A 6,601-nucleotide genomic window follows, 5' to 3' on the forward strand; every position below is an offset into this window, starting at 1 on the left:
GTGGGCCAGGTCACCTTCGAGGCCATCCGCGACCTGGTGCGCGCCGACCGGCGCGGCGCGCTCGTCACCGTGGTCGCCGGCGAGGGCCTCGGCGCCAAGCTGCTGGTCACCCCGGGGTCGGTCGAGGGCACCCTGGGCGACGAGCGGCTCGACGCCCAGGCGGCCGAGATCGCCCGTGGGCTGCTCCCCGGGGAGGAGGCCGCCGTCCGCGAGGTCGCCGGGCGGGAGGTGTTCTTCGACGTCTACGCGCCCCAGCCCCACCTGCTGATCGTCGGGGCGGTCGACTTCGCCGCCGCGCTCGCCCAGGCCGCCCACCAGGCCGGCTACCGGGTCACCGTGGTCGACGCCCGGGAGCGGTTCGCCACCCGCGAACGGATCCCTCACGCCGACGAGGTCGTGGTCGCCTGGCCCCACGAGCACCTGGCCGCCAACCCGCCCGACGACGCCACCTACGCGGCCGTGCTCACCCACGAGCCGCGCTTCGACGACCCGACCCTGCATGCCCTGCTGGCCAGCCCGGTCGCCTACATCGGCGCCATGGGCAGCCGGCGGGCCCACGTCGAGCGCCTGGACCGCCTGCGCGAGGCCGGGTACGGCGACGCCGACATCGCCCGCATCTCGGGGCCGATCGGGCTCGACATCGGGGCCAAGGCCCCCGAGGAGACGGCCGTGTCGATCCTGGCCGAGGTGATCGCGGTGCGGCACGGCCGCTCGGGGGGCCGGCTCTCGGAGCGCCGCGACACAGTCCACTTCCTGAGGGAACGGGGCCGGGTGTAACCGTGGACGCTTCGCGTCCAGAGACTGCGCGGAGTCCGCAGCGGAGTCCGCAGGAGACTGCGGGGAGTCCGCAAGCGGACGATCGACAGACTGACCCGAAAAGAGAACCGCTGGCCGTCTTCACGCCCGCACGGCGTCCCCGCAGGGACATGCGGGCTGACACGAGAGCGGCCGTGAAGGGCGGCGGCCGTCCTCGTGTCCTGGGCCTGGTGCTCGCGGCGGGGCGGTCGGCCCGGATGGGCCGGCCCAAGCAGCTCGCCGAGCTGGGCGGGCGCCCGCTGCTCGAGCACGCCCTGGCGGCCATGTCGGCCGCACCCGTGGACGACGTGACCGTCGCCCTGGGCGCGCACGCCGGCGGGGTGCTGGCCACCGTCGACCTGCACCGGGCCAGGCCGCTCGAGGTGGAGTGCTGGGCCGAGGGCATGGGCCGCGTCCTGGCCCGGGCCGTGGCCACGGCGTGGTCGCCTGAAGCGCGCGAGGCCGGCGACGGCTACGGCGCGGTCGTGGTCGCCCTGGGCGACCAGCCGCTGGTCACCGCGGGCGTGGTCGCCCGCCTGGTGGACGCCTGGGCGCACGGCGCCGGCCCGGTGGTCACCGCCACCTACGGAGGCCGGCCCGGCCACCCCAAGCTGTTCGACCGGGCCGTGCTGCCCCACCTGCGCGAGCTGGCCGGCGACGCGGGCGCACGCGAGCTGCTCGCCCGCCACCCCGAGTGGGTGGCCGGGGTCGAGGTCGCCACGCTCGGCAGCGACCTCGACGTCGACGACGAGCACGGCCTGGCCCGGGCCGCGGCGCTGCTGGCCGGCCGCGAACCGGTACCACCATCCCCCACCCCCGCAGGCAGAGGAGCACAGCAATGAGGATCGAGCAGACGGTCGAGGTCGACGCGCCCCTCGACCGCGTGTGGGCGCTCGTCAACGACGTGCCCCGGGTCGCGCCGTGCATGCCGGGCGCCGCGCTCACCAAGGTCGTGGACGAGCGGACCTACGAGGGCACGGTCCGGGTCAAGCTCGGACCGATCTCCATGTCCTACAAGGGCACCGTGGTCCTCGAGGAGGTCGACGAGGCCGCCCACAGCGCCCAGCTCTCGGCCAGCGGCAAGGAAGTCCGGGGCGGGGGCACGGCCAGGGCCAAGGTCGACACCAGGCTGGAGGCGGTCTCCGACACCAAGACCCGCATGTCGGTGGTGAGCGACGTGCAGCTCACCGGCAAGGTGGCCTCGTTCGGCCGGGGCGCGATCTCCGACGTCTCGGCGAAGCTTTTCGGCCAGTTCGCCGACTGCCTGCGCGAGACCCTCGAGGCCGAGACCAGGGCGGCCGCCACCGCCGCAGCGGGCCCGGCCGAGCCCGCGCCGGCCGCAGCCGAGGCGACGCCGGCCCAGGCCACCCCGGCCGCGGCCCAGGCCACCCCGGCCGCGGCCGAGCCAGGCGCCGAGGCGGCGCCGGCCGCGACCGCCCCGAGCGCCACCGTCTCGCCGCCGGCGGCGCCGCTCAGTCCCGCCCCCACCCCGGCCGCCTCACGACCGCTCAAGGTGGGCGGCCTGATCGGCACGGTCGTGATTGGCCGTCTCAAGGCCATCTGGGCCGCGCTGGCCGGCTTCGTCCGGAGGCTTCTCAGGAGGGGCTAGCACGGCCAGCTCCGCACCCTGGCGGTCCAGGGCACGGCCAGCGCCGCCTCGCGGACCGACGCCGAGGACAGGACGCCGCGTCGGATCAGGGACCCGACCAGTTCCGCGGCCGGGGACGCCCCTCGTGCAAGGGGGACGCCCCCTGCAACGGGGACGCCCCCTCATGTAACGGGGACGCCCCCCTTGTGCAATCGGGCCGGGTCGGCAAGCATGCTCTGCATGGTCCGGCGATGCCGCCGCGACGGCGGCAGGAGGAGGTAGCATGCTCCCTCCGCGGTTCGACTATCTCGCGCCTCGCAGCCTCGACGAGGCCCTCGAGTTCCTCGACGGGCAGGGCGACGACGCCAAGGTGCTCGCCGGAGGCCAGAGCCTGATCCCGGTGCTCAAGCTCCGCTTCGCCGCCCCCGCATGGCTGGTGGACATCAACCGGCTCCCGGGCCTGGACGGGATCTCGGAGCAGGACGGCCACCTGCGGATGGGCGCGCTGGTCCGCCATCGCGACGCCGAGCGCTCGCAGGTCCTGCGCGAACGCTACCCGACCATGGCCGAGGCGGCCCCGCAGGTCTCCGACCCGCTGGTCCGCAACCTGGGGACGGTGTGCGGCTCCCTGGCCCACGCCGACCCGTCGGGCGACTGGGGCGCGGTCATGCTCGCCATGGACGCCGACCTGGTCGCCAGGTCGAAGTCGGGGACCCGCACGATCGCGGCCCGCGACTTCTTCGACGGGCCGTTCACGACCGCCCTGCGCCCGGACGAGCTGCTCGTGGAGGTGCGGGTCCCGGACCGGCCCCGCACCGGCGGGGCCTACCTGAAGCTGGAACGCAAGGTCGGCGACTTCGCCACCGCGGCGGTCGCCGTCCGGGTCACCATGTCGGACGGGCGGATCGGCGAGGCGGGCATCGGCCTGACCGCGGTCGGCCCGAACAACCTCAAGGCGACCGAGGCGGAGGCGGTGCTGGCCGGCGCCGACCCGTCCGACGAGGCGTTCCGGGAGGCGGCCGAGCTGGCCGCCCGGGCCGCCTCGCCCAGCGCCGACATGCGCGGGTCGGTCGAGTACAAGCGCAACGTCGTCCGCGTGTTCACCGAGCGCGGCCTGCGACGGTCCGTGGCGATGGCGATCGCCGGTGGAGGTGCGTAGATGCAGGTCACCGTCAACGTGAACGGCATCAGCCAGAAGGTCGACGTGGAGCCGCGGCTGCTGCTGGTCCACCTCCTCCGCGAGCGCCTCGGGCTCACCGGCACCCACGTCGGGTGCGACACCACCTCCTGCGGCGCGTGCACGGTCCTGGTCGACGGGGTGCCGATCAAGTCCTGCACCTACCTGGCCGTCCAGGCCGACGGGCGGAGCGTGCGGACGGTCGAAGGGCTGGCCGAGGGCGGCAAGCCGAGCCCCCTGCAGGACGCGTTCAAGGAGCAGCACGGGCTGCAGTGCGGCTTCTGCACGCCCGGCATGATGCTGGCCGCCGAGGCGCTGCTGGCCGACAACCCCGACCCCAGCGAGGAAGAGGTGCGCTGGGCGCTGTCCGGCAACCTCTGCCGCTGCACCGGCTACATGAACATCGTCAAGGCGGTGCAGGCGGCCGGCGCCGCCATGCGCTCGGCAGAGGCCGGCGCCCCCGTCCTGGCCGGAGGTGGGCAATGAGCGACACCGGAACCGACGCCGGCCCGGCCGTCCGCGGCCTGGGCCATTCCGTACGGCGCAAGGAGGACGACCGCTTCGTCCACGGGCGGGGCAACTACGTCGAGGACGTCAAGCTGCCCGGCATGCTCCACATGGCGATCCTGCGCAGCCCGCTCGCCCACGCCCGGATCACCCGGATCGACGTGGAGGCGGCCAAGGCGCACCCGGGCGTGGTCGCGGTCATCACCGGTCGCGACCTGGACGCGCACGGCCTGGCCTGGATGCCGACCTTGTCAGCCGACACCCAGGCGGTGCTGGCGCTCGACAAGGTCGTGTTCCAGGGCCAGGAGGTCGCCGCCGTGGTGGCCGACGACCCCTACGTCGCCCAGGACGCCCTGGAGCTCATCGACGTCGACTACGACCCGCTGCCCGCCGTGGTCGACCCCAGGCGCGCGCTCGAGGACGACGCGCCGCTGATCCGCGAGGACAAGGAAGGCCAGACCGGCAACCACATCTTCCACTGGGAGAAGGGCGACAAGGAGGCCACCGACCGGGCCTTCGCCGAGGCGGCCAGGGTCGTCAGCCTCGACACCTTCTACCCCCGCTGCCACCCGGCCCCGCTGGAGACCTGCGGCTGCGTGGCCGACGTCGACCCGGTCACCGGCAAGTGCACCATCTGGCTCACCTCGCAGGCACCCCACGCCCACCGCACGCTGTTCGCGCTGGTGGCCGGGCTGCCCGAGCAGAACATCCGCATCATCTCGCCCGACATCGGGGGCGGGTTCGGCAACAAGGTGCCGATCTACCCCGGCTACGTGGTCGCCACGGTCGCCTCGCTGCTGATCGGCAAGCCGGTGAAGTGGATCGAGGACCGCAGCGAGAACCTCATCTCGACCGGGTTCGCCCGCGACTACCACATGCGCGGGGAGATGGCGCTGTCGGCCGACGGCCGCATCACCGCGCTGCGCTCCAAGGTGGTGGCCGACCACGGCGCGTTCAACGCCTCCGCCAACCCGAGCAAGTTCCCGGCCGGCCTGTTCCACATCTTCACCGGCGCCTACGACGTGCCCGCCGCCCACTGCGAGGTCGAAGGCGTCTACACCAACAAGGCACCGGGCGGCGTCGCCTACCGCTGCTCGTTCCGGGTCACCGAGGCGTCCTACCTGATCGAGCGCCTGGTCCAGAACGCCGCCGTGGAGCTCGAGATGGACCCGGCCGAGCTGCGGCGGCGCAACTTCATCCAGCCCGAGCAGTTCCCCTACCACTCGGCGGTGGGCTGGGAGTACGACTCGGGCGACTATCCCAAGGCCCTCGAGCTGGCCCTCGAGAAGCTCGGCTACGCCGAGCTTCGGGCCGAGCAGAAGGAGAAGTGGGCCAAGGGCGAGCTGATGGGCATCGGCATCGCCAGCTTCACCGAGGTGGTCGGCGCCGGCCCCGGCAGCGAGTACGACATCGCCGGACTGCGCATGTTCGACTCGGCCGAGCTGCGCGTCCACCCCACCGGCAAGGCGATCCTCAAGATCGGCGTCCAGACCCAGGGCCAGGGCCACGAGACCACCTTCGCCCAGATCGTCGCGGGCGAGCTCGGCATCCCGCCCGAGGACGTCGCCGTGATGCACGGCGACACCGACAACACCCCGTACGGGCTCGGGACGTACGCGTCCCGCTCGACCCCGGTGGGCGGGGCGGCCACGGCCATGGTCTCCCGCAAGCTGCGCGACAAGGCGACCAAGATCGCCGCCCACCTGCTCGAGGCGGCCGAGGAGGACATCGAGTATGCCGAGGGCCGCTTCTCGGTCAGGGGCGCGCCCGACCAGACCAAGACCATCCAGGACGTCGCCTTCGCGGCCTACACCAACCTGCCTGAGGGCATGGAGGCCGGCCTCGAGGGGGTCACCTACTACGACCCCCCGAACCTGACCTTCCCGTTCGGGACCTACTGCGTGGTCGTCGACATCGACAAAGGCACCGGGGAGTGGAAGGTGCGCAAGATGGTCGCGGTCGACGACTGCGGCGTGCGGATCAACCCGATGATCGTCGAGGGCCAGATCCACGGCGGCCTGACCGAGGGCTTCGGCATCGCCGCGATGCAGCTGATCACCTTCGACGAGGAGGGCAACTGCATCGGCCAGAACTTCACCGACTACCTCCTGCCGACCGCCTGGGAGACGCCGAGCTTCGAGACCTACCAGACGGTGACGCCCTCGCCCCACCACCCGATCGGGGCGAAGGGCGTCGGCGAGTCGGCCACCGTGGGCTCGCCGGCCGCCTACGTCAACGCGGTCCTGGACGCGCTGGCGCCTCTCGGGATCACCAACATCGACATGCCGGTGACCAGCGACAAGGTCTGGACGGCCATGCACGAGAAAGGGTTCGTGTGACGGCGGCGGGTCCGACCGGCGGTCCTCGGTCGATGTGGGGGGAGCGAGCTCCCGCCACGGCCCCCCAAGAGCGCCTGTGCCATGGCCCGGGTTGACGCTGGGGGGCCGGCGCGGCCGTACGCGCTGGCGACCGTGGTCCGGGTGGACCCGCCGGTGTCGTCCCAGGTCGGCGACAAGGCGGTGGTGACCGCCGAC

The 6,601-nt window shown here is 73.3% G+C and carries 6 protein-coding genes; all 6 read left to right on the forward strand.

Translation table 11 applies throughout. The features are described 5' to 3' along the window. Positions 1-777, forward strand: coding sequence for an XdhC/CoxI family protein (locus VG276_02370; protein HEV8648254.1), 777 nt, complete (start codon positions 1-3; stop codon positions 775-777). Positions 778-950: 173 nt separating this feature from the next. Next, positions 951-1,637, forward strand: a complete 687-nt coding sequence (locus tag VG276_02375) for a nucleotidyltransferase family protein (protein HEV8648255.1) — start codon at positions 951-953, stop codon at positions 1,635-1,637. Then, entirely contained in the window at positions 1,634-2,404 is a 771-nt protein-coding gene (locus VG276_02380; GenBank protein ID HEV8648256.1) for an SRPBCC family protein, read from the forward strand. The genes VG276_02375 and VG276_02380 overlap by 4 nt, the downstream gene beginning before the upstream one ends. Positions 2,405-2,666: 262 nt before the next feature. Beyond that, the gene (locus VG276_02385; protein HEV8648257.1) at positions 2,667-3,542 is read left to right on the forward strand and encodes a xanthine dehydrogenase family protein subunit M; all 876 of its coding nucleotides are present in this window, start codon (positions 2,667-2,669) and stop codon (positions 3,540-3,542) included. Further along, on the forward strand, positions 3,543-4,046 hold the full coding sequence (locus tag VG276_02390) for a (2Fe-2S)-binding protein (GenBank protein ID HEV8648258.1): 504 nt from the start codon (positions 3,543-3,545) through the stop codon (positions 4,044-4,046). It begins immediately after the preceding gene. Then, positions 4,043-6,406: an aerobic carbon-monoxide dehydrogenase large subunit gene (locus tag VG276_02395; protein HEV8648259.1), complete on the forward strand. Its 2,364-nt coding sequence runs from the start codon at positions 4,043-4,045 to the stop codon at positions 6,404-6,406. Before VG276_02390 ends, VG276_02395 begins: the two co-directional genes overlap by 4 nt. Positions 6,407-6,601 lie beyond the last annotated feature (195 nt).

The sequence above is a fragment of the Actinomycetes bacterium genome (assembly GCA_036000965.1).
In the GTDB taxonomy this organism is placed as follows: Bacteria; Actinomycetota; CALGFH01; order CALGFH01; family CALGFH01; genus DASYUT01.